We start from the raw sequence: 25,283 nt of genomic DNA, 5'->3' as shown, positions 1-25,283 counted from the left end.
AAGAGCCTTATTTTAGCGGCAAAACAATTTGATAACACCTATTTCTTAATGTATCCACGGATTATTTGTATTGTGCATTACTGCAGGATATTGGGTATCCTAGCGGCAGTTTATGTTGAATTTGTTATGGAAGGGCGCATGTCTTTGTCCGCTATCTTAACCGAAGCGTTTTATTTCTTTAAAAATCATCTTGGGCAATTAGCCAAGCTAACTATGCCTATCTTATTGGTCCAGGTCGGTATCCAGGTTTGGTTGAGCAATGAAATCCGCTTAGCCGATATGGAAAACCCGACATTTGGTGCCAGCCATGGTGTCGCCATGATGGTCCTGCTGCTAGTGTTTTCATTGCTGATAGCGGCCCTCACCTTGTTTATGGAATGGCGTAGCGAAGGTCATCAACCTACTACTATGCAGGTGCTGAGCCAGAGTGTTAGTTTTGTGCCACCGCTGTTACTGGCAGGGGTCTTCTCTGGGCTAGCGATTTTGGCACCTTTCTTTATCATGACCGCCTTTGCTGGTGGCCTGGGTATTATTGGGTTAGCGGTGAGTATTTACTTATTTTCACGCCTAGCCTATGTCAACTTTATGGTGGTGACCGAACGCTTAACTCCGTTGGAATCCATTAAGGCTAGCTTTAGCTTTAGTGGCCCCATTGCCCTGAAAACCATGCTGATCTTGTTTTTGTATTTACCTTTCTCTTTAGTGGGTGGCGTGATTGTTTCAGTGACTGTGTCACTCGGGTTGCCGGCGCAAATCCTGATCGATACCGTCATCGCGTTCTTGAGTTTATTTGTCAATATCGCGCTGTTCCGTCTCTATATGGTCAATCGAGCGCCTAACAAGGTCACCGCAGAATAATGATGCAAACTGACAGCCAGTGGGTCGCCAATATCGATACGTTATTGGCGGCGGAATATGATAAAGCGCGAGATTACGCCTATGAAGTACCGACGCAATGCTTGCTGCATATTCGGGCGTTTACCCACAGGTTGTGTCAGTTACTGGCTGGCGGCGAAGGCTTTGATAGCGTCAATTTATTCGACAATATCGAACAGCTGAATCGTCAGCGCCGTATCAATGTTCGCCTGGCCCGCGCGTTGCATAAACTGCGCGGCCATGGCAACCGAGGTGCCCATCCTGAAAAATACCACCTGACGCCCGATGCCTTGCTGGCCTTGGCTGAAAAAGCCTTGAGTGATGCGCGAGTGGTGTTGGCGTTAGCCTGCGAACAACTGTCCCCGCAATCGACTCATGATTATCAAATACAGCCGCTTGGACAAGATGCGGGCCGAGAGTTGTGTTATCGAGCGGTGATGGAAGACGATTGTCGCTCCCAGTATCTGTTAGGTATGTCTTTTAAGGCCAAAGCCCTGTTGTTGCAAGAGCAAGAGCAAGCCTTGAATGATGAGGCGCATGGAGATGATAACCCTGGCCACGCCAGTCAAGCGCTGCTAGCCAAAGCCATGTATTGGTTTGGTTTGGCCCACCGCTGCGATATGGATGCGCGCTTTGAATATGGGGTTGCTCTGTTGCATGGTTATCAAGGTGAGCCCGACCGGTGTGCCGGTGAGCGGCTAATTGCCGAAGCGGCCGCCGCAGGCATAGTCAATGCCGCTGCCTTGCAGGGATATTTCTATTTAACGGGCACGGAATGCATCGCTGCCAATCTTGATCAGGCCCAACGCTATCTTGAGACTGCGGCCGAGCAAGATAATGCCGAGGCCATGTGTAACCTTGGGGTCTTGTATTATCAGCAAGGCCAATTAACCCAAGCGTTTGATTATAGTGTCAAGGCTGCGGATGCCGGTTTTGCTCAGGCGCAATATCATTTGGCGTTAATGTTAGCTAAGGGCGAAGGTTGCCAAGCCGATGCGGCTCTGAGTGCGCATTGGCTAGCCGAGGCCGCCGAGCAAGGGCAGCTTGATGCCATGTTGCTACGAGCGCAGCAGTTACTCAACGATGAGAGCTTAGCCCCCAAAGATTTGACGCTGGCAGAGTCCTATTTGCGCCAAGTGATCCGTTATGGTCATAGTGTGCCGGCGATGATCGAGTTGAGTGTCGCCTTAACGGATGGGATGTTGGGGCGCATTGATGTCGTGGGCGCGGCCGCGTTATTGAGCTCAGCGCATCGTCACGCCGATGCGCATCATGGTGATATTATCCTCGCGCTACAACAATCCTTGCAGCTGCAATTGGCGCAAGTGATCCCCTTAACTCAAGACTGCGAAGAACTTAAAGCCTTGCAACGGGCCGAGCAGTTGTTGGCGGGCTTATCATCACCGCCAAGTTGAATGGTATATTGCATACAATAAACAAATTAAGGCATGCTGCCTCTCGTGTATCTTGTGCGGGATTTGCCTGTGTCTACTGTTCAACCAGCGGGTGGGATCGCTACCCTAGCGCACCACTATATTGCTTTAGTCCACAGCGTTGACTTACTGTTCCCTGGGTATATTGATGCCTGTTATGGGCCAGCCAAACAGTCGGCTCAGCACTTAAGCAATGAAGAGATTTGTCATCAGGCATCTGAGTTGTGCCGCCAAATCAAACATGCTTTATCCATTCATAATGATAGTGCTCAAAAACAGCGCCTGACTTTCCTCTTGGCACAAACGGCGGCTATTCCTGCCTATATGCAATGGCAACTCGGTCAACCTTTACGGTTTGATGCCGAAAGTCTGGCGCTATATGGCATAGTTAGCGATGAGATTGATGAGACAAAGTTGGTGGCGCAGGTTAGTCAGTTAGATGCTCGGCTTACTGGGCGAGGATCGCTGGCCGCAAGGTTAGCTCGCTGGCGCCAAGATTATATTGTGCCTCAGGCAAGGATGGCGACGGTACTTAGCTGTGCCCTAGAGCACGTGCGAGCGCTATGCTTGCAACAATTAGCCCAGGTTGATATGCGCTTGCCCCGTCATGAGGCGTTCCGCATTGAGATGGTGGCAGGTAAGGTCTGGACGGCTTATAACTGGTACCAAGGTGACTATCAAAGTGTGATCCAATTTAATACCGATATGCCCCTGTATTTAGATCGTGTAATAGAACTGGTCAGCCATGAAGGCTATCCCGGTCATCACTTGTTTAATGTGTTACAAGAGCAAGGGCTAGTGAACGGCAATGGCTGGCCTGAATATGCCATATACCCATTATTCAGCCCGATTTCTTCATTAGCCGAAGCCAGTGCTGACTTAGGGCTAAGCCTGTTGATGTCAGAGTCAACACGGCAAGCATTTGAAGCCGAGCGATTACAGCCTTTGGCGGGGATCGATGGCGATTGGCACGAGTATTGTCAGATTAAAGCCTTATTGGAACCTTTAAAGTTTGCCGATAATTTAGTGGCCCGCCAATGGCTGGAGGGTGACATCAGTGCATCCGAAGCTATGGATAAGTTAATCTACCTCTGTTTAAATACGCCTGCCCGCGCGCAACAACGATTGGCCTTTTTTGAGACCAATCGCAGTTATATCGTCAATTACCATAGTGGTTGCCAACAATTACATGGGTATTTGCTGGGACAAGGAAGGCGCTATCAACAACATTTTTATCAATTACTGCAACGGCCATTGCTCGCGCAGCAATGGCGCTAATCTTTGCGTTGCCAGTCAGTGCTAGGTAAGTCCAGTGTTTGAGCTTGATGCTGATGGGGCCTAAAGCGGTCATCAAACGGCGTGTTATCCGTGCTAAAGGTCTGCGTTTGGCTAGGCTCTTGGGTTTGGTATGCTTGACGTTGGCGTTTTTGCAGGCGTCGCCAAGCCATATTAATGCCAACGGCCCCAATGACTCCTAGCAAGAGCAATAAAGGCAATGCCACGAGAGTGAAGGCAAATGAGGCAACCATCAGCATAAGTGCGATCACTAGCTTCAAAGGGGATGCTTTGAACGGGCGGCTACCGCCGAGGTTAGCTGCGCTAAACGATACCATAGTAGCTCCGGTAACAATGAAGGGAAAATTGATAATTGAGTGTGGCACCAAGTGTGACGCAGATCACGTTAATTGCTGTTAATGAAAAACGCCAGCACGATGCCGTGCTGGCGCGGGGTGATCAACACTTAAAGGATTAATGACATTGCTGGCATTGTGTTTCAGGGGCAACCTCTTCATGGGAAATATGGCAATCATTACAGCCAATAACACCCTCATGGATTTGATGGTTTTCGCCAGCGATCTCTTTCATATCACCATGACATGATTGGCATTGTTCCAATTCAAATGCCATATCGGTTGATGGCTCACCGTTTTGATGACAAGCCTCACAACCTGACATTTCGGTATGAGAGTCGGCCAAGTTGGCGGCAGCGACGCTAAATGAACTGAAGACTAATAAGGCTATTATTGTTTTTAACATGTCGATTTCCTTACGCTAATGTCATTTGACCTGTATATAAAATGAAGTGTCTAAGCAAAATCACCCCCAACAAACTCATGCAGGCGGTGAAGGCGACATAGGCAAATTTGCGTTGAGATGACGCGCTCATAAAGACATTCATGGCTAAAGGCACTGATAAGCCTAAGCCGATGATGCCTCCCCAAAATACCCAGCCCCAGAATCCTTGACCGATGGCGTTCATTGCCGCAACCTGTTTTTGGCCGCCGCTCAGGATTAAGCCGAGGAAGAAGGTGAACAGCAGGACCAGCTCGAATAAGATCAGCGGAATTTCGATTTTATGAATAAAATGCACTTCTTTACTGTTGGCAGCCCCTTTGAGTAACACTCCCAGCAATAACGATCCTGCGGCACCTGACGATAAACCGGATGCTAAGAATAATAAGGGTAAAACTGGGTTGTTGAGCATGGGATAGCCCGGTAATGCGGACAGTAAAAATCCGGTATAAGCGCCCAAAGAGACGGATAACATCAGCAGTAACCCTGTGATGGTGGCTTGATGATGAGCCAACCATGCCAACAGCTTGCTAACGATAGCGAGTCGTCCCGCCAGCAGTCGATCGAGACTAGATTGGTATATTGCCCCGATCCAAGCAAACATAAAGACTTGGTAGATCATCAACACAATCACCCCAACGGACATGACTGACAGTGGGTTGTAAAATACTAAAATCTTCCAAAAATCAAATGGTTTAGTTAAATCGATCACTAGGATGCCGAGGCCCGCTAACACGGCCACTGGCGCGATAATACAAGCGCCGAGGATAAATCGGGAATTGTCTACCTCATCTTTCACACAAAAATGTTTGAGTAAGATGGCAAAGAAAATAGAGCCAGCTGAAATACCTGCTAAAAACAAATAAATTGCAATTGGCCAATGCCAAACCAATGAATCGAAATGAAATGGGCTCATATCAATACCTCACCGTTAGCCGCCATAATTTTAAATACTTTGGGTCGGGTACCTAACGCTTCTTTATCGCGATTCACCGCAACCGTTTTAATGATGTGACTGACTTCAGATGTCGGATCATTGCTATCGCCAAAGACTAACGCCTGAGTTGGACATGCCTGAACGCAAGCCGGCAATTCACCCAATTTAAGTTTGGTTTCTAAGCAGAAATCGCATTTATCGGCAGCCTTGGTCTTAGGGTGAATAAATCGAACCTTGTAAGGACAAGCCGCTATGCAATATAAGCAGCCAACACATTTCCATTCATTGACTCTGATAACGCCGGTCGCTTCGTCTCGATAAGCCGCCCCTGTTGGGCACACTTTTACACAAGGTGCATTTTCACAGTGCTGACAGGATATCCGCTCAAAGCGATAACTCTGATTCGGGTATTCACCATAAGGTCCATGACGCTTGATGGTTAAACGTGATACACCTTCAGGCACCTGATTGGTCTCGCGACATGCTTGGCTACATGCATCACAGCCAATGCACTTATTTTCATCATGGATCAGTACCAGTCTTTCTATCAGGCCAGGATTAGCCGCATGACTTACCCCAGTCATTCGATAAATTGACATGCCAAATGCCAGTGCACCAGCCCCTTTAAGAAACATTCTTTTACTTTTTTGCATTATGATTTTTCCACTGGCTGCTGGTGACAACGACGACAAAGTTCGGTTCGTGTGGTTGCTGGAATTTTGACCATGGGATCTTGATCAGGATGCAATTGATGACAATCGGCACAGTCGACTTTGTTGGAGTGGGCATTGTGGGTCCAATCATGACGAGCTAAAACCTCGGGATCATGGCAGGCAAGGCAGCGGTCTGTTTGAGCTTGGGGAGTGGATTGGGTGGAGTTAAATATCACCATTGACGAAGGTTTACGGGGATGTCCGCCTTTTTCGCCATGACAATCATTACAAGTAATGGCTAACGCATCGTTAGCGTGCACTCCTAACATGGTGCCATTTTTTTTATGGCATTTATAACAAGCATTATCATGGATTTGGCTTGCGGCAGCCTGGGCTTGCGCCCAGGGCATGCTAGCGCTCACCAACATCATAGCCATTATCGTTGGCTTCAGCGTTGTGAACATAGAAATGCTCCCTAAAAGATTTCGTTAGGCTGCGAGTGCTGTCTTGATTAAGTTAATGTCATAGGGTTGATTCGGTTTTACACTAATATGACGGATGTTAAATTTATTGAAAATATTGCTGATAACATTATTGGTATTCAGTTCTTCTTCAGTAATGACTAACTTTATTTCAGAAGACTCATGGTCAATAACTACATAGTTAAGTTTATAATTGTGCAATATTTCTTTTAGTTCATGGTTATCCTTAACTTCGATGACTTCATCAAGATTTATACCATATAGGATGTCGTATTTTTCTTTTGCTAATAGGTTTAAATCGTGGATTTGGTTTAACACGTGTTTGTTACAGAATTGAGGCTTGGTGTCTATCGCTAATTGATCGATGTTATAAGTGTGATCTTTTTTGAAAAACTTAATGCAGGTGAGCGTAAAGCTTACTGTCAATAAAGGAACGATTATAAATAACACAAAGTACATAAATGCATAGTTAGTAATTACGGAAGCAGACATGACATTCTCCTTATTCATCTTGTCCAGCTCAGTATTGCTTTTTTAACTTTATGAAAATTGATTGAAGTCAAAAATTTCGTAAATTGAGAAAGTAAATGCTAATAATTTGATAGTGTTTTGTTTTCTTGGAATGGCATTCTCATCTTGTGCATTTGCGAAGGTAGAATTGCATGAATTAGAATTTTATAACAGCGACCTTAGCGAGGCATTACGCATTATCTTGCTGTATATTAAGGTTTTTGTAGTTTATTAAATTCTCGATTTCGCAATTAAAAAATAGCTTCAAAAGGTTCTGGCAATAAAACTGTGATCTTGATTTGTATTTGGTTAGTAATGTGTTGCTTACATCTCGGTTAAATGGAATTGTGTAGAAAACAATTCTAAAGCCAAAGGAGCTGATTGTGATAAATATTGAAGGTATCGATCTTCTTAGTTTAAGTATTTTCGTACTTCTGTATGAATCAGAGTCTGCCACCGTTGTTTCCCGGCAAATGAATATTCCAGCACCAAAAATTAGTAGATGCTTAAAAAGCTTACGAGAAGCATTTAATAATGAGTTATTTATTCGTCGCCGTTATGGTATGTGCCCTAATATGGTAGCAGATCAAATATACCCTATCGCTAAAAATATTGTTGCCAGTGCAAATGAATTCAATAAAGTTAATATTAACAGTAGCGAGACAAATAATCAGTTTGCCATCGCATTACCAGATTGTTTTGCGTGCTCATTGACAAAAGACTTAATGACTCGGCTCAAAAAAGTCAATGAAAAATACAATTTAATATTAGAGCAGTGGCATATTAATTCTTGGCAAGACGTTATCAATGAAAAGTTAAGTTTTAGTCTGTGCTGTCATTCGTCTGTTCACGAATTAGAGTCGTTAAGCGACAAATTAGAAGTGATCCCATTGGTTGAACTGAATCAACTATATTTATTATCGCCCGCCAATCATCCTATTTTAGGTCAAGAAATTAGTTTAGAAACCATTGCAAATTATCCTTATGTGGTGACTGAATTTGCAAAATTAGAAGATCTGACCCCCTATCAACGTTTTTGTCAGCGTCAAGGTATTGAGCTGAAGATGGATATTACCATTAGAAATGCCAGTAGCTTAATTGATTATATGTATTCGCATTCTTGTTTAGCATTAACCTCCTATAAAACCCTATATGATAAGTACTCGCAAATTGCGGGCTTACACGCTTGCCAATTGTCAAAAGTCGAAGCCGCCAGATTGCATCAAGACCAAGCGGCGCCTTGGTTATTTCTGCTCAAGCGCCGAGATCTTCAGGATCCTAAGCTTGCACAACTGATTACAACCTTGTCTGATGTGGTGAAGGAGCATCTTGAGTAAGTTGCGCCATCTTGGCGCTAACTAACAAGGACTGTCTGACCCATTGATGACCCGGATCGTCCCGATGGCGCTGATGCCATAGCAAGACGTAGGCCATTGGATTAAAGGCTAACGGTAACGGTAATTCGATCAGTGGATAAATGTCCACCGCATGCTTTGCAAAGCTGGCCGGTACCGTAAAAATTAAATCACTGTAAGCACAAATATTGGAGGCGCCATAAAAATCTGGAACAATAACACTGAGTTTCCGGTGTTGCCCAGAACGCGCCAAATGATAGTCTAAAGCCCACCAATCATTGCCTTCGCAGCGGACTTGCACATGCGATTGGCTTAAATAAAAATCTAAATCCCAGCAGTCGTTAGCCATGGCCAAAAGGGCAGGGTGTCCCTGGCGCACTAGGCAGACTTGCTGATGGGTGAATAAGGTTTGGCAGACTAACTCTCGGGGCAAGTTTTCAAAAAGTTCACCGGTTTGTGGGGTCAGATCGCGACCGGTGATCCCAAAATCCATTTGTCCCATTAATAATGCTTGTAATGAATGTTCGGTCCACACATACGAACTGAATCTAACGTTAGGTGCTTGTTGGAGAGCTTTACCGATAAAGCGTGTCAGCAAGGTTTCGTAGGCACTTTCTACCATGGCAAAACTGAACTGGCGATCACTGCTGGCTGGGACAAATGCCGGCGGTTGGGTTAAATCAGACAAGCCTTGCAACAGGTTGGGTAACCGCTCAGCAATTTGTTGCGCATGGGCGGTGGGTTTGAGGCCATAAGCCGTGCGTTGAAATAACGGGTCATCAAGCATCTCTCGCAACTTGGCTAACTGCTTACTTAATGCTGATTGACTCAGGTTGAGGCGTCTGGCTGCCCGGGTGACATTTTGCTCTTCCAGCAGCACTTGCAAAATCACCAGTAAATTTAGGTCAATGCGGATTAACTTATCTAACTTCACGAGATATTCCTTCAAGGAAATTCATTGAGTAAATAATATCATTTCATTCATAACTTGGGCAGGTATTACAATGGCGCCGACTTAATTTTGTTCTTGTTGTTAGGGATATTATGCGACCCAATTTATTGCCGTTATTGATGTTTATGGTGCTATTAAGCCCAATGGCTATTGATATTTATTTACCTTCCATGCCAGTAATGGCCACTGAGTTTGGTGTGAGTGCCAGTGATGTGCAGTCGACCTTGGTTTTATTTTTGTTCGCCATGGGCGTAGGCCAGATCATTATTGGGCCTTTAGCCGATCGTTTTGGTCGCCGCCCAGTGGTGCTGGCGGGTATTAGCTTGTATGTGCTGAGTAGTCTACTGGCCGTGGTGGTACAAGATTTTAGTTATTTACAATTAGCGCGGGTATTGCAAGGCTTTGCTGCCTGCGCCGCATCTATCGTGGTCTTTAGTGCCGTGCGCGATTGTTTTAGCCCGCAAGAAAGTGCGAAAGTTTACAGTTATTTAAATGGGGCTATTTGTGTGATCCCAGCTTTGGCGCCTACCTTTGGTGGCTTGCTTGCATTGCAATTTGGCTGGCGTTCTACCTTTATGTTTATGGCCCTTTATGGCTTGCTGATGTTGCTGGTCGTTACCTTGCGTTTTCAAGAGACTCGCCCTGCCCATACCGTCTCCGAGGGACCCTTGTATCGCTGGAATCGTTATAAGCCAGTGTTATCTAACAGCCACTTTATGTTTTATGCCTTAACTTGCATGACCGGCATGGGGGCAATTTTATGTTATGTATCATATTCGCCGGTGTGGCTCATTGATCACTTAGGCATGGCCGAACTCAGTTTTAGTGGCCTATTTGCCCTCAACGCTGCGGTTAATATTATGGCTTGTTTTGGCGCCCCCTTGGTGATTAAGCGTTTTGGTAATCGTACGACCGTGCTGTTGGCACAAGGGCTGATGTTGCTTGCGGCGGCGCTCCTAGTGATATTGCACTCGGTGCTGACTCCCCAAGGCCTCGCGGGCGCGTTGAGTTTTATGCTGCCCATGATGTTGTTATGTACTGGCTTTGCCTTATTACTGGGCCCTGCGACATCGATGGCGCTGGCGCCTTTTGGTGAGCGCGCGGGGACGGCTACGGCGATGTTAGGTTTTATTCAGATGAGTGGCGCTTCGGTGATCGCCGCGATGATCCAGCAGACGTCTTTGCCGGCGCCGATGGCGGTTGCCTTGGTGATGGGCGGATTATCGGGGTTGTTTATCGTCATTATGATGATGAATCGCTTTGGTCATTGGCACCAAGAGCCGCTGGCTCACGGATAACAGCCAATCTTTTGGCGAGACTCAGTCCCTTTGAGTCGTCATCTTAAGGTTAGACAAGTCTATTTGCCTGCATAAAGCCCAGATTCTGGGCTTTTTTGTGAGCGTGGCATCACGTAAAATCATTGGGTCTTATTCTTTTGTGCCCCGTGTTATGTCAAAGCGTCGTTATTGCCCCGAGTGTGAATACCCACAAACTGCCTGCCTTTGTGCCAGCATAGTGCCGATTGCGAGTCGAATCCAATTGGTAGTATTACAACATCCGGCAGAAGCAGATCACGCTAAAAATAGTGTGCGCTTGTTGAGCAAGGTCGTGCCGAGTTGCCAAGTGTTTGTTGGCGAAACGGCACAAGAGTTTGCTTCGGCGCGTCAATATTTACAGCAGCAAGCGGGGCCGGTGTTGCTGGTGTACCCCAGTGAAAATAGTCTTGGGGTCGAGTCACTGCCCTTGGCGATGCCAGCATCAACCACCTTGGTCTTATTGGATGGTACTTGGCGTAAAGCCTTAAAAATGATCAAGCTTAATCCCTGGCTCAGTGCCTTGCCAGCAGTGCATTTGGGGGATGATTATCAAGGGCGCTATCGTATCCGCAAGGCCAAACGTAGCGATAGTTTATCGACCTTAGAAGCGGCGGCTTATACGGCGGCGGCGCTGGATCCAACCATGGATATTCAACCGATTTTAACCGCATTCGATGCCATGGTGGAGCGCCAGATTGCGGCGATGCCGGCAGAGGTGCGTGCCCGTTATCAGATTAAATAGCGTTGATTAAATTCGCTAGCGCGACAGGGATAATTAAATAAATAGCCCTGGCCGAACCCTTGTCCCATGGATTTAAAGTGTTGCCATTGGCGTTCAGTTTCTATGCCTTCAGCCACAAAATTGAGTGCTAACGCCTTAGTTAAATCGACGATGGCTTGGCAAAATTTAACCCCGGTATCCGAGTCCATTTGGCGGGTAAATTCCGCATCAATTTTTATACTATCTATGGGTAATGAGCTTAATCGGCTCAAGGATGATAGGCCGCTACCAAAATCATCGATAGCGATAGCAATCCCCATCTGCTTAAGCTGAGACAGGGTAGCTTTAGCTTGCTCTGGCTGACGCACTAATGCGCTTTCGGTGATTTCTAAAATCAGCAATTCTGGGGCGAGATTGGCTTGCTTTAGGGCGTGCTCAACATGCTCAATAAAATCTGGATGCTCTAGTTGCAGCGGTGAGACATTGACGCTTATTTGGATAGATTTGTTGTATTCTTTTTGCCAGGCAGCCGCTTGGCTACAGGCTTGGATCAACACCCAATGGCCGACGTTAACAATTAAGCCTGAGTCTTCTAATTGCGGGATAAAATCAACCGCTTCAATGAGTTTGTCACTGTCCATTTGCCAGCGTAGTAAGGTTTCTGCCGCCATCAATTCGCCGGTCACGGTTGAAATGATGGCTTGGTAATACAAGACAAATTGATTCAAACTGAGCGCATGGCGCAGGGCGTTGAGGTAAGTGACTTTTTGCTCCGCCAGTAACTGAAGCGTTTTATCATAAAACACCACTTTGTCGCTTTGCTTCTTGGCGCTATACATGGCGGTATCGGCACGGCTGATCAACTGGCTGGCATGCTGACCATGTTCAGGAAATAAGGTGATCCCTATGCTGGTGCCGAGATAAAACTTTTGGCCCTCAAGTTCAAACGGGGTGTCGAATAAGGATAAGACTTGGCGCGCCAATGCCGCCACTTGTTCGCGACTGCGGCACTTTTCGATTAATAACGTGAATTCATCGCCGCCGAGACGAAAGCAAAGGTTATCCTCGGGGCAGCCAGCTTCAAGGCGCGCGGCCACTAATTGTAAGACGCGATCGCCCATGGCGTGGCCAAAACAATCATTAATGTTTTTAAAGCCATTAAGATCCATAAACATCAACGCGCCCATTTGGGTATTGCTATCGGCAATATTGGCCAAGGCGGTTTGCAATGACAGTTTCAATTGGCGTCGATTAGCCAGGCCCGTTAGGCTGTCATGGGTTGCTTGATAAGTCAGTTGTTGCTGCAGCGCTTTTTTGGCCGTGATATCAGAGAAGATATTCACGCAATAATCCACGCCATCATTGGAGGTGAGCCAGCGCTGGCTCAACCACGCCGGAAAGCGGCCGCCATCGGCTTTCAATTTTAGCACTTCGCCTTGCCAAGCCGTCCCGAGTTCAAGCGGACGTAATCCCGTTTGCCCCTCGAAAAACAGTTGATGCTGATCCATACCGATCAATTGTTGTTGGCTATAGCCGCTGAGGCGGAACATGGCATTATTGGCGGCAATAATGCGGCGCTGGGCATTGGTGATGTAGACCGCTTCGGCACTGTGTCCTAAGGAGGCATCGAGTACTTCTCGGGGAATACAGCTAAAGGTCGTCTCGTTATTTGGCTCATTGCGGCGCTGTTGTCGCCGCTCTAAGGGGTGGATAGCTAATAGATGGCAGTGGCTATCGTTATAGTGAGTCGCGCTTAAGTGGCAATGCATTAATTTTTCTTGATTGTTACCACCGATAAATAACCAGGAAAATTGATGCTGTTCAGCCGGTTGCCATTGCGATATCGCGGTTAAGCTTTCCTGGCCGTTAGATTGCAACCGCGCTGATAATTGCGATACATCAGCGCCGATAATGTCTTTAGGGGGTAATGCCAAAAAGTGGGCAAATTCTGGGGTGCATTCGAGAATGCGACCTTGAGAGAGTAAGGCTAGCGCAGGTGTTTGTTGGCTATGCGCCTGAACGGTTTTTGGGTTAAGTAATTGCTGCCATTGACTCATGTCGTGAGTAGCTCCTTTATCTCTTTTTGCAGCGAGTTCTTAGCCATATGTATCCTGCTAGCTAATCTCGAAATCGGGTTTCGAATCGTGGACGTATATTATTGATTACGCACCAAGGTATTACTTACGTCAGTATTTTGACAGACGAACAAAAAATGTAAACTCCAAAAAAGCTAGTCACCTAAAAAAATACTAATTTATAAATATTATTAATTGTTTAATCAAAGGAAAGACGGCAATTTTTAATATAAGCTTGAGTGTTACTATCCTTAAATTAGTCGGCGCAGTCGCTGAGTAGTTAACCACTAATTTTGTCATGTCTAAAGTTGAGAGAACAAACTAACGTGAGAAATAACACCGGTGTTTTGACTAAGCTTGGCCTCATTGCAATCTTGTTCATTAGCGCCGCCGTGCTAGCCTTTGGCTTTAGCTATTGGTTGATCAAGCTGGAGGTCAAGAATGATGTCAATGACCTCGTCTATTTTATTGATAAGCAGCTTGATAACGCTTACCAAGATTTGTTGGTATTAGATAAAGTCGATTTTCAGTCATGCGATGCTAGCGGTCAAGACGCGCTCAAACAGCACTTTTTTAACTCGTTTGATACCAACCTATTTATGGTACGCGCCATCAATGGCAAGCCTTTTCATTACTGCAGCACTCTAGGTGAGCTGACCTTTGATCATAATTCTGCGGTAGCGCCCGTCATGATTGACGTGCCAAGATATCCGCATACCAAGCTTATTATCCATGACTGGATCGGTGGGGAACGGCATGATTTATATATGTGGTATCAAGGGCGACAAGTGAATTTACGGCGCATTCCATTATTTAGCAATTATCCTTTCTTTGAGCATGAGTCCCATCAGCTAAGGCGGGTTCATATTCATTTAGACACCGGCGATATTGTGCTCTCTATTGGCACGCTTCAAGATCATGGCCTTTCTATGTATGTGGCTAAAAGTCGGCGCTATCCCATCGAAGCCACAGCAGTAATCAGCTTCAAGCGAGTGCTAATTAGCTCTAAACATTATTTTTTACCCTGGTTATTATTATTAACTGTTTTGACATTGTTACTCACCCGGCTATGGCATTTAAGGCGGGAGTTACACCAAAGTATTGGCTATCGGCTGCGTGATGCAGTGAAAAAGGGGCAGCTGCAGGCTTTTTATCACCCCATAGTGGATATCCGTACTGGTGATGTTATCGCCGCAGAAGCATTGATCCGCTGGATCCAGCCCAATGGCCAAATTCTATCGCCAGTTGCCTTTATTGATGAACTCGAGCAAAGCACCCTCATCGCCAAGGTCACGTCTCAAGTGTTAGCAGCGATTCCCTCGGATTTGGCTGAAGTATTCGCGGCCAATCCTAAGTTTCGGTGTGGGGTTAATTTAATTGCCGCTCAGATTGAAACTGAGATGTTTACGGTGCTATGGCAGCAGCTTGCAGCGAAAGGCTACCCGGCTTATCGATTGGCGCTGGAAATTACCGAACGCTCACCTATTCAAGACATAGAGCTTGCCTCTGACAACTTATCTAAGCTGAAATCTTTGGGCTGTTTAATCGAGCTTGACGATGCTGGCACAGGTTATAGTGGCGGCTATTATGTGCAACGGTTACCCTTCAATGTGATGAAAATAGATAAATTATTTATCGATACTGTGGATGAGGAAGCCAATAAGAGTCAGGTGTTGGATGCGTATGTGGCAATGGCTCGCGGCTTGGGGATGGAAGTGATCGCTGAGGGGGTTGAAAGCCAGAGCCAATCTTTGGCGCTCTTGGCTCGCGGCGTGTATTTTCAGCAAGGCTATCTGTTTGCTAAACCGATGGCGGCAAAAGAGTTTACTGCTTGGTGTCGACAGCAAACATCTCGGCAATCAACCGCTAACTAACCTATTAAGGAAGAATGGATGAAACGTCATGGGATCTTGTTCGTATGCGCTACCGTGATTTGCCTACCGGCGTCGGTCGGCGCGCAAGAGCCAAGCAAGGATAACAAGCCTCATCGAGTACTGACCATGTCTCGTGATGGCAGCGCAGAGACAAAGCCCAATTGGGAAAGTGAACAGCTGCAAAAAGCCAAAGCGGCCGCCGCCAGCAAGGAGACATTTGCGCTTGAGGCACACAACCTGGATCGTCCAGATTGGGAAGCCATTCAACTCGAAAAAGCCAAGCAAACGCCGGAGTCAGATCGTGAGCGGGTCTTGATGGAAGCCAAAGCTGCCGCGGCTAAGCCGAGAACTTTGGCATCGGAACTTAAGGCCAAAGAGGCGGGTAAGTCACGGGATTGATATCCCAGTTAAAGGCGATGCAGTGCCTCATTGCAGGCCTAAGCGCCGCATTTAGTGATGGGCGACATGCAGCCAAGCTTAGGGGCGGCGGCGCAGTTGAGGCGGGTCTTAAGCTTGCTAAAACCCAAGTAAAGGCATGCGCTTTTACAGCAAGGGTTCGGTGGATCTGGTATAAAGGGCGGATATATTTTGCGGTTGGAGTCCGAAGTGACAAGCCTCGTATGTCCCTTGTGTCATGGTCAATCCTTAGTCTTATTTTGCCAAGATAAACGTCGACGCTATTATTGCTGCAACGACTGTCGATTAGTGAGTGTCCCGCCGGAGCAGTATTTATCTTCGCAACAAGAAAAAGCTGAATACGATAAGCACGATAATGCCAGTGATGACAGTGGTTATCGGCGCTTTTTAGGGCGTACTTGGCTGCCATTACTCGAGCGCTTGCAATTGATCTACCCCGATCTGAGCTCATTACGCGGCTTAGATTTTGGCTGTGGTGAAGGCGCTATCTTGAGTAAGATAGCCCAAGAAGCTGGGGTCACATTCGCCAACTATGATCTGTATTATCACCCTCATCCCGAACGATTAAATCAGCAGTATCACGTCATTACCTTAACTGAAGTAATAGAGCATATTGCCGATGCAGCGGGGCTAATGATCCAGCTTGATAACATGCTGGTTGCTGGTGGCGTATTGGCTATCATGACCAAGCGAGTCAGCGATAGCGATGCGTTTGGCCGATGGCACTATAAGAATGATCTAACCCATATCAATTTTTACAGTGGCGCCAGTTTTCAATGGATAGCTCAGCAATATGGCTGGCAGCTGGAGATCATTGCTGCCGACGTCGTGTTCTTCACTAAGGCGGGCTAGTGCTCTATGCAAGCTGGTGGCAATAGGCTTGGTTGCGTTTTATTACAATTAAGTAACTTAAATGTTGCGGTTGGGCTTGCGTCTTCTAAGTAATTGCTTTTAATTGGTGGTTAATATGACCTTTCGCCGCTCAGTCGTGAGTTGTGCGAGAGAATTTAGTGTCTCTAATGAGGAGTGATAATGAAGCCCTTATGGATTGGATTATCCTTGATAATCTTAAATGCATTGGTCCCAGTGCAAGCCAATACCAAAGACGATATCAAGAGTTTTACCCTAGAGAATGGGCTCAAGATTATGGTCTTGGAGGACAGTTCCATCCCTAACGCCAATATGTACCTTTTTTGGAAGGTCGGCTCGCGTAATGAGGTTCCTGGGATCACCGGTATTTCGCATTTCTTTGAACATATGATGTTCAATGGCGCTAAGAAATACGGCCCTAAAATGTTTGACCGCACCATGGAGGCGGCCGGCGGGGCCAATAATGCCTATACCACCGAAAACATCACCGTCTACACCAATTGGTTTCCCGCAGCGGCGCTGGAAACTATTTTCGATTTAGAAGCCGATCGCATCGCTAACTTAGATATTTCACCTGCCATGGTCGAAAGTGAGCGCGGCGTGGTGGCATCTGAGCGCACCACGGGCTTAGAAAATTCCAACTTTCGAGTGCTGCAAGAAGAATTAAAAGCCGTGGCCTTTCGCGCGCATCCCTATTCTTGGTCCGTGATTGGTCATGAGTCGGATATTAATGCGTGGACTATCGATGATTTGCGCCAATACCATAAAACCTATTATGCCCCCAACAATGCGGTGATGGTGATTGCCGGCGATGTTAAGTTTGAACAAGTGCAAGCGCTGGCGCAGCAATACCTAGCACCGATCCCGGCGCAAGGGGCACCTCGCGAGGTGAAAACCGTCGAGCCTCAGCAACAAGGGGAGCGCAGAGTATTTGTGCAAAAAGCTTCGGTGAGCACCCCGAACGTGATGTTGGCTTATCATGTGCCGGCCTCTGACTCTGCTGATTATTATGCCTTGGATTTACTTAGTGCGATCTTAGGGGAAGGTAAGAGCTCCCGCTTGTATCAATCACTCGTCAATAACCAAGTGGCATTAGCCGCCGACACCTATATGCCGATGAGTTTTGATGCTAACTTATTCTATTTTTACAGCGTGGCGGCGCCGGGGGTGACTCCGAGCCAGTTAGAGCAAGGCATGATCAACAGTATTGCCGAGATTATTCGTCATGGCGTCAGCGCGGACGAATTAGCCAAAGTCAAAAATCTGCGTCTGATGGATTTTTATCGCACCATGGAAACGATCAACGGTAAGGCCAATACCATCGGCAGTTATGAACTGTATTTTGGGAGTTATGACAAGTTATTTAGCGCGCCCGACGCCTACAACAAGGTGACGCCGGCAGATATTCAGCGCGTTGCCGCTCAATACCTTATTCGTTCAAATCGCAGCGTGGGTGTCTTGGCCGCACAAGAGGAGAAAGACCAATGATCAACAAAAAATTCGCCATGATCACGGCCTCGCTCACCGTGGCAATGACCTTAGTTGCATGTAGCACGGCGCCAAAGCCCACCGCAACCCCAGCGGTATCAAGCCCGGCTTTTGTGATGCCAGCCTATGAAACCCTGACCTTAAACAATGGCTTGACCTTAATGTTAATGCCGCAGCACGAAGTGCCATTAATTACAGTCAACGCCGTGGTGCGCGCCGGAAGTGTTCAAGATAGTCAAGCCGGTTTGGCTTCTTTGACCGCCAATAGTTTGCTATTAGGCAATGGCCTTAAATCCAAACAAGACACCGAATTATTGGTCGACTCACTGGGTGCCAGTTTGCAAGCTGATGCGGGCGTTGAGGGCAGTTTTATCAGCATGGACTTTATGGCGAAAGATGCCAAAGTGATGTTGCCCTTGTTAAAGTCGATATTGGTGGCGCCAAGTTTTGATGCCAGTGAATTTACTAAGCTACAACAGCAGCAAGTTGCCAGTTTGGCTCAGGCTAAAGAAAGCCCGCGGGCAGTGATAAATAATTATTTTGTGGCGCAATTGTTTGGTGAACATCCCTACGGAAATGCAAGCTCTGGCGATGCCAACTCCTTGCAGGCCATCACACGTCAGCAGGTCCAACAATTCCATCAACAGTTTTATCAGCCCAGTAATACTGCGTTAGCGATTGCCGGGGATTTTGACCCCGTGGTAATGAAGGCGTATTTGGGGCAGTTGTTTGCTGACTGGCAGGCAAGCTCTGCCGCGCCAGTCGAGCCATTAGCCGCAATAGGCGCACCCACGAAAGCGCAAGTGTTGCTGGTGGATAAGCCCGATGCGATTGAAACGACATTTGTGATTGGTGGCTTAGGGATTAGTCGGGATAATCCTGATTATGTATCACTGCAAGTGATCAATACCATTTTGGGGGGGCGCTTTACCTCCTGGTTAAATGATGAGTTAAGGGTTAATAGTGGTCTGACTTATGGTGCACGTTCGGGTTTTGCGGCCAATAAAGCGGGGGGCTCATTTCGACTGAGCACTTTCACTAAGACATCGACCACTGAGCAAGCCATTGATTTGGCGTTGGCAACTTACGCAAGGCTGTGGCAACAAGGCATAGATCAGGCAACCTTAGATTCAGCCAAATCTTATGTGAAAGGCCAATTTCCGCCCCAGTATGAAACCAGTGGCCAATTGGCATATCTCATGGCGACCATGTATCTCTATGACTTTGATGCATCATTTATTAATAACTTTGAAAAGCAAGTTGATGAGTTAGATCTCCAAGGTTCGGCGCGCTTAATTCAGCAATATTTCCCGCAGACCAACTTACAGTTTGTCCTAATAGGTAAGGCGGATGATATTCGTGAGATTGCGGCCAAATATGGCGAAGTCACTCAGATCAGCATCGAGGATGTCGGCTTTAGCCGTTAATCTACTCAGTGTTTGCGTTCAGCCAACCCACCTAAATGGTGGGTTTTTATTTGGATTTCTCTCGTTTTACCAATGCTGTTCTACACTTATTGGTATACCTCGGTGTAGATAACAATTTCAGTGAGTAAACAGGGAAGATACTTATGGCGATGAATAAACCACAGGAGCAAGCTGAGCCGAGCATGATTCAAGAGGGGGACGAAGAATTGTGCACCATGGTCAGTTGGCTGCATGTTCATGAAACCGTAAAAATGATTTTGGTTTCTATGGCGCAAATTGAGTTAACCCTTTCAGATGGCGATCACAATGTCACCGGCCTTGGCGAATACTTCACCCTGATGGCAGCCCACCTTAGACAAATGAACAGTTTCCTAGAAAACAACCCTGCCACCCCGCAAGCCGTAAAAACCCACGGAAAAGTACTTGAAGCGCAAATTGATCAAGGCATTATGGCATTCCAATTTTACGACCGCTTATCGCAGCGACTAGAACATGTGGTGCATGGGCTTGAGCTGACCGAAAAGGTATTGATGGATCCGGTGAAGCGCCTTAATCGTCATTGCTGGGAAGATGTGCAAGCTGAAATAAAATTAAGTTATTCGCTTGAATGTGAACGTAAAATGTTCGATCTTGTGCTGCAAGGAACTCCACTTGCCGAAGCCTTGGCGGTTTATCGAAATGATCAAGACGCGCCTAAAGACGATATCGAACTATTTTAATCACCGCAATTTATCTGTGGGTGGCAGTTTATTGCTGCTGAGTCTTGTACCTAATGCCTATGGGATTGAATTTAGCTCAGTTTGTCACACACTAGCAGGTCAGTGGTCGGGGCCTGCTGCCAGCAATGTCCGTCGCTATGAGCTGGCACATGTGCAGGCGATGTGTTCCTTAGATCGCCGCCAGTTAGTCATCATGACCACCTTAGCCTCCGATATGGCTTCACAAACCTGGTGGTTTGTTGAAAAAAATGGACAAATACAACTACAGAAACAAGAGGGGGCAAACGTTAATCGCGACATGGCAATGAGCTTATACCCTTATGGCGACGGCTTTTCTTTTTTAGGGGTGACTGAGGTTAACGGTCGCGAAAGCTTGTTGAAATTAATCTTTTTGCCGTTAGCCACCGGTTGGCAATGGCAGCATCAATTGCAGTACCTCGATGATGATTCCAACCATTATCAAGTATTTCTGAGTCTCGATCTGCTGCCAAGCACCAGCAAATAAGCGATGCTAGGCAGAGATGATGGCGCTGATTAGCAGCCGGGATATCCCAGTTGCCTTAATGCTTCATAGCTAATAATCGCCACTGAATTAGATAAATTTAGGCTACGACTCTCAGGCAGCATGGGAATGCGTAAGCGCAGATCCGCACTGATACTGTCAATAATGCTCATGGGCAGCCCGCGGGTTTCGGGGCCAAAAAGCAGGACATCATCGGCGTGATACGCTAAATCACTGTGCGGGCGACTGCCCTTGGTGGTGCAGGCTAAAATACGCTTGCCTGCCACCGCCTCAAGGAAGGCGTCAAAATTGGCGTGACGCACGACATTGGTCATATCCCGATAATCCAAGCCTGCTCGTCTGAGCTTCTTCTCTTCAAGATCAAATCCTAACGGTTCAATCAGGTGGAGCTTGCAGCCATTGTTGGCACACAAGCGCATGATGTTGCCCGTATTCGGGGCAATTTCAGGTTCATACAAAGCAATGTGAAGCATTATGTTAGTCATCTGGCGAGATTATTTGCACGATTATAACCAGTTTACGGCCACCTGCGAAGGCGCGGTGTGCCAGCGGTGTCGGTTGCGGCCTAGAGACCTGATAGATAAAAACTTGATTGTCATTGCCAATATTAACCTTTGGAAGTTATTCCAATTCGCTAGCGCGTAGATGTTTTTGACTGTTTTTTTGATGAAATCCTTACTTTGATAATCTAAATAATTTAAAAGCTAGATCTTAAATCGTCTATCTCAGCTTGGAAGTCATTCCAAAGGTATTCTTTATTACTTAAGCAGGTTAACTGTTATGTCGAATAATGTATTGCTCATTGATCGTTATCAGTGAATTAACGATCGCTCTGATAGTCATGATGAAACAATTTTTAATTGAAGATTGAGTTCATGATAAATCATCAGCCTCTGATCTAGATGGCTTAGCGATATTAGTGTTGGATTAATCAAATCGATACGCGACGACAGTAAGCTTGGCTTAGGCGCAAATGAATTATTGGCAATTAAATACAATAAATAATTTCATTACTAAGTTGCATATTACTTCTGATATCGAAGGATGATCATGGAAAGACGTAATTTTTTAAAGATGGCCGGTGTTGGTGCTATCACATTAAGCACCGCCCCAGCAGCCTTCTCTGCATCTGTGTGCGACACAGAGGCTACATTCGATAAAACCTATGACGTTGTTATTATCGGCTCGGGCTTTGCGGGTTTATCCGCGGCCATTGAAGCGAAACGTCATGGCGCTAAAGATGTGATCATTTATGAAAAACTGTCGATGTTCGGAGGTAACTCTGCGATTAACGGTGGTTTGTTTGCCGCACCTAATACGCCAATGCAGGCCAAAGAGGGCGTCAACGACTCCATCGAGACCATGGTGCAGGATCAGCTGGCTGCCGGTCGTGGTATCGCCGATGAAGCCTTGCTGCGGCACGTAGCCACCCATGCTGCTGAAGCGTTGCAACTGACTATTGATGCCGGTGCTGAATATCATCCTTATCTGCAACAGCTGGGCGGCCACTCGGTAGCCCGTACCTATCAAACCAGTGTGAGTTGTGGTGCAGGTATTACCCAGCCGCTGCTGAAACTTGCTCGTAAAGAGGGAGCTGTTACCCAGAATCGCGCTAAGTTTGAAGGCTTTATTGTGAATGCCAACAATGAAGTGGTGGGCGTGAATATTCGCGAAGGCTATTACTTTGGCAAGGAAGACTCTGGCAAGGTGATCAAGGTTAACGCTAATCGGGGCGTGATCATGGCGACCGGTGGTTTTGCGCAGAACATTAAGTTGCGTATGGCACAAGATCCTACGCTAAATCACGAAGTGGGCTGTACTAACGTTGAAGGTTCTACCGGCGAAGGCATGTTAGCCATGTTCAAGCTCGGGGCGGTTCCTGTGCATTTAGCGCACATTCAGTCGGGTCCATGGGCGTCACCAGATGAAGGCGGCTTTGGTTATGTGTCTAACTACTCCATTTATAACTTCCCGCACTCAGTCGCCATTAATTGTGCGACAGGTAAACGCTTTATGGACGAGATTGCCGACCGTAAGACGCGTGCCGATGCACAGCTTAAGTGTCGTGATGCCCAAGGGAACCCGCGCCCTCCAATCATGATCACCAGTTATGAGCATGCTAGCCAGCATCCAAACTGTAAAAAAGTACTTAAGTACAACGTGGGTTGGAAGTTTGATTCGTTGAAAGAAATTGCAGAGCGTTTTGATATTCCTTTGCAGGCGTTAGAGCGGCAAGTTGACGAGTACAACGGCTATGTGAAGGCGGGCAAAGATCCTCAGTTTGGCAAGATTATGGATATGGCCAAAGATAAATATATCAAGGCGCCTTACACGGTTGTGCGCTTGTGGCCTAAGGCTCACTACTGTCAGGGTGGTGTTCAGGTAAATAGTCAAGCTGAGGTATTGGACAGCATGTCAGGCGAGCAGATTAAAGGTTTGTTTGCTGCAGGTGAGGTCACTGGCGGTATCCATGGTGTGTCTCGTTTGGGGTCCTGCTCTATTCCAGAATGTATGGTCATGGGTATGACCGCTGGCCGTAATGTGATGAAAGGATAAGCAAATGAAACTGGTTAAATATTTCGCTTTGGCAGTCTTTGTTCTGAGTACCAGCACCGGTGCCTTCGCCAATGATATTCAAGAGTGGCATGATGGGTTTAACTGTAAAGACTGTCATGATCAGGGACTGAAATCTTTCCCTTCGGATCAATCTTGTCTGCAATGTCATGATGTGGATGACTTAGCCGAAACAACCAAGCGTAGCGGTGATGAAGAATGGCAGAATCCGCATAACAACCTGCATTATGGTAAAGAGTTGCCTTGTATTGAGTGTCACTCAGAGCATAAAAAAGCAGAAACATATCAACCGCTTTGTTTAGATTGCCACACCTTCAAATATGAAAAGTTCAAAGGCTAAGCTGAACTAAACGCGAGTTTACTCACCATCAAGGTCACCTAACTAGGTGGCCTTTTTATTGGCGTATTTATGCTGGCGGGACGGGGATTAGGTGCAGCGTGCTGGCGAGAGTTGTTGCATGCTCGTCCACGCGCTATTGAGGGGCGGCCTTACTTGACGGTGAGTGATTGCTGGTGGTGTTTAAGTAGCTGCTTTAACAGTTCACGATGCGGGCAATCATTATTATCGACGACATAGATGGATTCATTGAACACTGGAAGTTCTGGCAAACCATAGGCTTGGGGGTTGATTTTTTGCATCTTGTCATTGATGCGAAATTCCGCAATCGGTGCCACGGCGATACCCAACTCAACCGCTTCGCACAATGCGGTCGGCGATGGTGTTGATAACACGATATTTAAGGCGGGCATGGTTAATGAATGATTAGCAAATACTTGCACTCTAATGGGGCAGTTTTCAGGATACAGCGCGATGGGGATCGCCTGTTGTTGGTGGGCGTTCCCATTGAGGGCGGTGACCCAATAAAAATGGCGGTCAAATAGCTTTTCAGCGTTAGGTAGGGTGAGCCAATGGGTTGCAATAATGATATCAAATGCCCCCCTGTTTAATCTGGCTAACAGGTTGCCGCTGACATCAGTATCTATGATGAGATTAATATTAGTGAATGCTTTAATAAAGAGTAAGAAAAATGAATCTAGATATCGACTCACATAATCTGTCGGCATACCTAATCTAATATTAATCGAATGGTTTTCAGTCGATGCGGTAGATAATTTATGAACAGAATTATTATCATTGACTTGAGATAGCAACAATTTTGCATAATGGATAAGTTTCTCACCTTGAGGTGTGATTATTATCACGTCACCCTGTATTTCGATGAGATTCTGACCTAATAAATTCTCAATTAAATGTATATTTGATTGTAATTTTATTTGCGGGATTGCTAAATTATGTGCCGCTTGTCGGAGACTGGTTGTTTCTGTGACGGCAATAAAATTTTCCAGAAGATACAGTTTTTCCATAGGGCAATCAATGTAATCATAGACAAATAATTATTGCGTAAATTGATATCAATATAAAGCGAATGACACTAATTATTTATAAAAAATTGGTAATTTATGAGTAGTTGGGAGCAGCGGGAGCAGTATTTAATTGATATTGCCCAGCAATGCTTGCGAGGTCATAAAGTATTTGATCTTTGCCGCTCGCATTTGGTGCATCCTAGTCAGATTTCTCGCGGTACCATATATAATCATTTCCCAACGGATACCGATTTATTGGTGGCGGTGGCGACCAGGGCAAGAGCGTGAATGTTTTTTAAGCATTTATTAGTTTTTCTAAATAGGCCGAATCCATTGCCGCTCGGCGTCTCTTTCGGCGAAGACTTAATTTGCTCGGTTCTTTTTTGAGAATATTGACCGTAGCCTGCCGCAGTCTTGCAAGGTTTTCTGCTCCATCGCCCCGAGAAATCTGACATGCATCCTCATTCATGGTCACATCCAGCACCCAATGAAGCTGATTTTCAACAGCCCAATGACCACGAGCAGCGTAGGCTAATTTTTCAGCCGATAATATGGCGGAGCTGATGTAGTAACGCGTCTGAAGCGTTCCTTTGCCTTTGTGTACGCGATAGCTAATGACTTTGCCAAAGGTTTGTATGGTCGG

General features: G+C 46.4%; 26 protein-coding genes and 2 pseudogenes. 16 read left to right on the top strand and 12 right to left on the bottom strand.

What is annotated here, in order from left to right; genetic code table 11:
• Positions 1-138: 138 nt before the first annotated feature.
• The 3 genes from KU855_RS13565 (at position 139) to KU855_RS13555 (ending at position 3,587) form a co-directional block, all read left to right on the top strand.
• Entirely contained in the window at positions 139-858 is a 720-nt protein-coding gene (locus KU855_RS13565; RefSeq protein ID WP_218530815.1) for a hypothetical protein, read from the top strand.
• A 2-nt stretch (positions 859-860) separates the two neighbouring features.
• Positions 861-2,291, top strand: coding sequence for a DUF4145 domain-containing protein (locus KU855_RS13560; protein WP_218530824.1), 1,431 nt, complete (start codon positions 861-863; stop codon positions 2,289-2,291).
• A gap of 69 nt (positions 2,292-2,360) precedes the next feature.
• Positions 2,361-3,587 (top strand): hypothetical protein, encoded by a 1,227-nt coding sequence (locus KU855_RS13555; protein WP_218530814.1) that lies wholly within the window; start codon positions 2,361-2,363, stop codon positions 3,585-3,587.
• Here the strand turns inward: KU855_RS13555 and KU855_RS13550 are convergent.
• The 6 genes from KU855_RS13550 to KU855_RS13525 form a co-directional block, all read right to left on the bottom strand.
• Positions 3,584-3,922 (bottom strand): hypothetical protein, encoded by a 339-nt coding sequence (locus KU855_RS13550; protein WP_218530813.1) that lies wholly within the window; start codon positions 3,920-3,922, stop codon positions 3,584-3,586. The genes KU855_RS13555 and KU855_RS13550 overlap by 4 nt on opposite strands.
• A 136-nt stretch (positions 3,923-4,058) precedes the next feature.
• On the bottom strand, positions 4,059-4,346 hold the full coding sequence (locus tag KU855_RS13545) for a cytochrome c3 family protein (RefSeq protein WP_218530812.1): 288 nt from the start codon (positions 4,344-4,346) through the stop codon (positions 4,059-4,061).
• Positions 4,347-4,356: 10 nt separating this feature from the next.
• Positions 4,357-5,298 (bottom strand): cytochrome c nitrite reductase subunit NrfD, encoded by a 942-nt coding sequence (nrfD, locus tag KU855_RS13540; RefSeq protein WP_218530811.1) that lies wholly within the window; start codon positions 5,296-5,298, stop codon positions 4,357-4,359.
• Positions 5,295-5,972, bottom strand: coding sequence for a 4Fe-4S dicluster domain-containing protein (locus KU855_RS13535; protein ID WP_218530810.1), 678 nt, complete (start codon positions 5,970-5,972; stop codon positions 5,295-5,297). The genes nrfD and KU855_RS13535 overlap by 4 nt, the downstream gene beginning before the upstream one ends.
• Positions 5,972-6,436 (bottom strand): multiheme c-type cytochrome, encoded by a 465-nt coding sequence (locus KU855_RS13530; protein WP_218530809.1) that lies wholly within the window; start codon positions 6,434-6,436, stop codon positions 5,972-5,974. Before KU855_RS13530 ends, KU855_RS13535 begins: the two co-directional genes overlap by 1 nt.
• A 24-nt stretch (positions 6,437-6,460) precedes the next feature.
• Positions 6,461-6,946, bottom strand: coding sequence for a hypothetical protein (locus KU855_RS13525; protein ID WP_218530808.1), 486 nt, complete (start codon positions 6,944-6,946; stop codon positions 6,461-6,463).
• A 401-nt stretch (positions 6,947-7,347) separates the two neighbouring features.
• On the opposite strand from KU855_RS13525, the gene KU855_RS13520 reads away from it, so the two are divergent.
• A complete protein-coding gene (locus KU855_RS13520; RefSeq protein ID WP_218530807.1) occupies positions 7,348-8,301 on the top strand; it encodes a LysR family transcriptional regulator in 954 nt (317 codons plus the stop codon).
• On the opposite strand, the gene KU855_RS13515 is transcribed toward KU855_RS13520, so the two are convergent.
• Complete coding sequence (locus KU855_RS13515) at positions 8,261-9,253, bottom strand: LysR family transcriptional regulator (protein ID WP_218530806.1); 993 nt, start codon at positions 9,251-9,253, stop codon at positions 8,261-8,263. The genes KU855_RS13520 and KU855_RS13515 overlap by 41 nt on opposite strands.
• Positions 9,254-9,363: 110 nt before the next feature.
• On the opposite strand from KU855_RS13515, the gene KU855_RS13510 reads away from it, so the two are divergent.
• Positions 9,364-10,569 (top strand): multidrug effflux MFS transporter, encoded by a 1,206-nt coding sequence (locus tag KU855_RS13510; RefSeq protein ID WP_218530805.1) that lies wholly within the window; start codon positions 9,364-9,366, stop codon positions 10,567-10,569.
• A gap of 151 nt (positions 10,570-10,720) precedes the next feature.
• The gene (locus tag KU855_RS13505) at positions 10,721-11,329 is read left to right on the top strand and encodes a tRNA-uridine aminocarboxypropyltransferase (protein WP_218530804.1); all 609 of its coding nucleotides are present in this window, start codon (positions 10,721-10,723) and stop codon (positions 11,327-11,329) included.
• On the opposite strand, the gene KU855_RS13500 is transcribed toward KU855_RS13505, so the two are convergent.
• Positions 11,317-13,365, bottom strand: coding sequence for a bifunctional diguanylate cyclase/phosphodiesterase (locus KU855_RS13500; protein ID WP_218530803.1), 2,049 nt, complete (start codon positions 13,363-13,365; stop codon positions 11,317-11,319). The genes KU855_RS13505 and KU855_RS13500 overlap by 13 nt on opposite strands.
• 344 nt (positions 13,366-13,709) lie before the next feature.
• Here KU855_RS13500 and KU855_RS19105 point away from each other — a divergent pair, with 344 nt between their 5' ends.
• The 7 genes from KU855_RS19105 to KU855_RS13465 all read left to right on the top strand — a co-directional run bounded on the left by KU855_RS19105 (position 13,710) and on the right by KU855_RS13465 (position 20,683).
• On the top strand, positions 13,710-15,257 hold the full coding sequence (locus tag KU855_RS19105) for an EAL domain-containing protein (RefSeq protein WP_218530802.1): 1,548 nt from the start codon (positions 13,710-13,712) through the stop codon (positions 15,255-15,257).
• Between the two features lie 18 nt (positions 15,258-15,275).
• Positions 15,276-15,656 carry a hypothetical protein gene (locus KU855_RS13490; RefSeq protein WP_218530801.1) on the top strand — a complete coding sequence of 127 codons (381 nt, stop codon included), beginning with the start codon at positions 15,276-15,278 and terminating at the stop codon, positions 15,654-15,656.
• A gap of 207 nt (positions 15,657-15,863) precedes the next feature.
• Complete coding sequence (locus tag KU855_RS13485; protein ID WP_218530800.1) at positions 15,864-16,526, top strand: class I SAM-dependent methyltransferase; 663 nt, start codon at positions 15,864-15,866, stop codon at positions 16,524-16,526.
• Positions 16,527-16,706: 180 nt separating this feature from the next.
• Positions 16,707-18,032: a pitrilysin family protein gene (locus KU855_RS13480; protein WP_218530799.1), complete on the top strand. Its 1,326-nt coding sequence runs from the start codon at positions 16,707-16,709 to the stop codon at positions 18,030-18,032.
• Positions 18,029-19,459 (top strand): pitrilysin family protein, encoded by a 1,431-nt coding sequence (locus tag KU855_RS13475; RefSeq protein WP_218530798.1) that lies wholly within the window; start codon positions 18,029-18,031, stop codon positions 19,457-19,459. Before KU855_RS13480 ends, KU855_RS13475 begins: the two co-directional genes overlap by 4 nt.
• Before the next feature lie 149 nt (positions 19,460-19,608).
• Positions 19,609-20,178, top strand: coding sequence for a hypothetical protein (locus KU855_RS13470; RefSeq protein ID WP_256261029.1), 570 nt, complete (start codon positions 19,609-19,611; stop codon positions 20,176-20,178).
• Positions 20,138-20,683 carry a hypothetical protein gene (locus tag KU855_RS13465; RefSeq protein ID WP_218530797.1) on the top strand — a complete coding sequence of 182 codons (546 nt, stop codon included), beginning with the start codon at positions 20,138-20,140 and terminating at the stop codon, positions 20,681-20,683. Before KU855_RS13470 ends, KU855_RS13465 begins: the two co-directional genes overlap by 41 nt.
• Positions 20,684-20,712: 29 nt before the next feature.
• Here KU855_RS13465 and trmL read toward each other — a convergent pair whose 3' ends face one another.
• Positions 20,713-21,174: a tRNA (uridine(34)/cytosine(34)/5-carboxymethylaminomethyluridine(34)-2'-O)-methyltransferase TrmL gene (gene trmL / locus KU855_RS13460; protein ID WP_218530796.1), complete on the bottom strand. Its 462-nt coding sequence runs from the start codon at positions 21,172-21,174 to the stop codon at positions 20,713-20,715.
• Positions 21,175-21,745: 571 nt separating this feature from the next.
• Here trmL and KU855_RS13455 point away from each other — a divergent pair.
• Positions 21,746-23,257, top strand: a complete 1,512-nt coding sequence (locus KU855_RS13455) for a flavocytochrome c (protein WP_218530795.1) — start codon at positions 21,746-21,748, stop codon at positions 23,255-23,257.
• A gap of 4 nt (positions 23,258-23,261) precedes the next feature.
• Positions 23,262-23,615, top strand: coding sequence for a cytochrome c3 family protein (locus KU855_RS13450; protein ID WP_218530794.1), 354 nt, complete (start codon positions 23,262-23,264; stop codon positions 23,613-23,615).
• A 149-nt stretch (positions 23,616-23,764) separates the two neighbouring features.
• Here the strand turns inward: KU855_RS13450 and KU855_RS13445 are convergent, their stop codons facing one another.
• Positions 23,765-24,340, bottom strand: a complete 576-nt coding sequence (locus KU855_RS13445; protein ID WP_256261028.1) for a LysR substrate-binding domain-containing protein — start codon at positions 24,338-24,340, stop codon at positions 23,765-23,767.
• Positions 24,341-24,463: 123 nt separating this feature from the next.
• Positions 24,464-24,640 (bottom strand): annotated as a pseudogene (locus KU855_RS19100) (LysR family transcriptional regulator); the annotation flags it as partial.
• A gap of 96 nt (positions 24,641-24,736) precedes the next feature.
• Between KU855_RS19100 and KU855_RS13440 the strand changes: the two are divergent.
• Positions 24,737-24,910, top strand: a pseudogene (locus tag KU855_RS13440) (TetR/AcrR family transcriptional regulator); the annotation flags it as partial.
• Between the two features lie 25 nt (positions 24,911-24,935).
• Here the strand turns inward: KU855_RS13440 and KU855_RS13435 are convergent.
• Positions 24,936-25,283 (bottom strand): ISAs1 family transposase (locus tag KU855_RS13435; RefSeq protein WP_218530792.1); only part of this gene is annotated, 348 nt, incomplete at its 5' end.

This window comes from Shewanella sp. NIFS-20-20 (assembly GCF_019209865.1).
In the GTDB taxonomy this organism is placed as follows: domain Bacteria; phylum Pseudomonadota; class Gammaproteobacteria; order Enterobacterales; family Shewanellaceae; genus Shewanella.
Note: the sequence above shows the minus strand (reverse complement) of the source record. Positions and strands in the feature narration are given on the sequence as shown.

Bases quoted from the DNA above. Each gene is read 5' to 3' on its own strand.
- KU855_RS13565 (WP_218530815.1), top strand. From the start codon at position 139: ATGTCTTTGTCCGCTATCTTAACCGAAGCGTTTTATTTCTTTAAAAAT.
- KU855_RS13560 (WP_218530824.1), top strand. From the start codon at position 861: ATGCAAACTGACAGCCAGTGGGTCGCCAATATCGATACGTTATTGGCG.
- KU855_RS13550 (WP_218530813.1), bottom strand. From the start codon at position 3,922: ATGGTATCGTTTAGCGCAGCTAACCTCGGCGGTAGCCGCCCGTTCAAA.
- KU855_RS13545 (WP_218530812.1), bottom strand. From the start codon at position 4,346: ATGTTAAAAACAATAATAGCCTTATTAGTCTTCAGTTCATTTAGCGTC.
- nrfD (WP_218530811.1), bottom strand. From the start codon at position 5,298: ATGAGCCCATTTCATTTCGATTCATTGGTTTGGCATTGGCCAATTGCA.
- KU855_RS13535 (WP_218530810.1), bottom strand. From the start codon at position 5,972: ATGCAAAAAAGTAAAAGAATGTTTCTTAAAGGGGCTGGTGCACTGGCA.
- KU855_RS13530 (WP_218530809.1), bottom strand. From the start codon at position 6,436: ATGTTCACAACGCTGAAGCCAACGATAATGGCTATGATGTTGGTGAGC.
- KU855_RS13525 (WP_218530808.1), bottom strand. From the start codon at position 6,946: ATGTCTGCTTCCGTAATTACTAACTATGCATTTATGTACTTTGTGTTA.
- KU855_RS13510 (WP_218530805.1), top strand. From the start codon at position 9,364: ATGCGACCCAATTTATTGCCGTTATTGATGTTTATGGTGCTATTAAGC.
- KU855_RS13505 (WP_218530804.1), top strand. From the start codon at position 10,721: ATGTCAAAGCGTCGTTATTGCCCCGAGTGTGAATACCCACAAACTGCC.
- KU855_RS13500 (WP_218530803.1), bottom strand. From the start codon at position 13,365: ATGAGTCAATGGCAGCAATTACTTAACCCAAAAACCGTTCAGGCGCAT.
- KU855_RS13490 (WP_218530801.1), top strand. From the start codon at position 15,276: ATGAAACGTCATGGGATCTTGTTCGTATGCGCTACCGTGATTTGCCTA.
- KU855_RS13480 (WP_218530799.1), top strand. From the start codon at position 16,707: ATGAAGCCCTTATGGATTGGATTATCCTTGATAATCTTAAATGCATTG.
- KU855_RS13475 (WP_218530798.1), top strand. From the start codon at position 18,029: ATGATCAACAAAAAATTCGCCATGATCACGGCCTCGCTCACCGTGGCA.
- KU855_RS13470 (WP_256261029.1), top strand. From the start codon at position 19,609: ATGAATAAACCACAGGAGCAAGCTGAGCCGAGCATGATTCAAGAGGGG.
- KU855_RS13465 (WP_218530797.1), top strand. From the start codon at position 20,138: ATGATCAAGACGCGCCTAAAGACGATATCGAACTATTTTAATCACCGC.
- trmL (WP_218530796.1), bottom strand. From the start codon at position 21,174: ATGCTTCACATTGCTTTGTATGAACCTGAAATTGCCCCGAATACGGGC.
- KU855_RS13455 (WP_218530795.1), top strand. From the start codon at position 21,746: ATGATCATGGAAAGACGTAATTTTTTAAAGATGGCCGGTGTTGGTGCT.
- KU855_RS13450 (WP_218530794.1), top strand. From the start codon at position 23,262: ATGAAACTGGTTAAATATTTCGCTTTGGCAGTCTTTGTTCTGAGTACC.
- KU855_RS13445 (WP_256261028.1), bottom strand. From the start codon at position 24,340: ATGCCGACAGATTATGTGAGTCGATATCTAGATTCATTTTTCTTACTC.